The sequence below is a fragment of the Aliivibrio sp. 1S128 genome, from assembly GCF_001691065.1.
Lineage (GTDB): Bacteria > Pseudomonadota > Gammaproteobacteria > Enterobacterales > Vibrionaceae > Aliivibrio.
In genome coordinates this window covers 1-439 of the sequence record NZ_MAJV01000060.1, presented here as the reverse complement: position 1 = coordinate 439, position 439 = coordinate 1, and the positions used below count along the sequence as shown (strand labels likewise).

1 protein-coding gene is annotated in these 439 nt (G+C 37.8%); it reads left to right on the top strand.

Annotated elements, in window-relative coordinates:
- The first annotated feature begins 17 nt into the window (after positions 1 to 17).
- Positions 18 to 368: a cupin domain-containing protein gene (locus tag A6E03_RS09190; protein ID WP_065600698.1), complete on the top strand. Its 351-nt coding sequence runs from the start codon at positions 18 to 20 to the stop codon at positions 366 to 368.
- Positions 369 to 439: the final 71 nt, after the last annotated feature.

Sequence of the window (439 nt, the reverse complement as noted above, 5' to 3'; positions counted from 1 at the left end):
AATAGAAAGGGATAGCAATGATTCGTAATTTCTACAACTGTGATAAAGAAGTTGATAACAATAGCCATGATGGTGTTGGCTCTATTGATATTTACCGTGCATTTAGACGTAAAGATTTTGATGGTGCTTGGGACTTTGCTATTCGTGTCATTATGCCGGCAGGTAGTTCAATGGGGGAGCATTCTCACGAAGATGATGAAGAGATGTATATAATCCTCAAAGGTGAAGGCACAATGATTATTGAGGGCGAAACTAAACGAGTTATTGCTGGCGACATGATTGTGAATAAACGTTTTGGTACTCATGGCTTATTAAATGATTCTGCCGAAGACATTGAATTGCTAATCATCCAAGCAAGTTTAAAGTAACTGTTATATTGCTCATTTCAGTTAGGTGCAAGACAATCACCATAACAATCGCATCAACACGATTTGCTACA

Excerpts from the sequence above, each read along its gene's own strand:
- A6E03_RS09190 (WP_065600698.1), top strand. The coding sequence starts at position 18 with ATGATTCGTAATTTCTACAACTGTGATAAAGAAGTTGATAACAATAGC.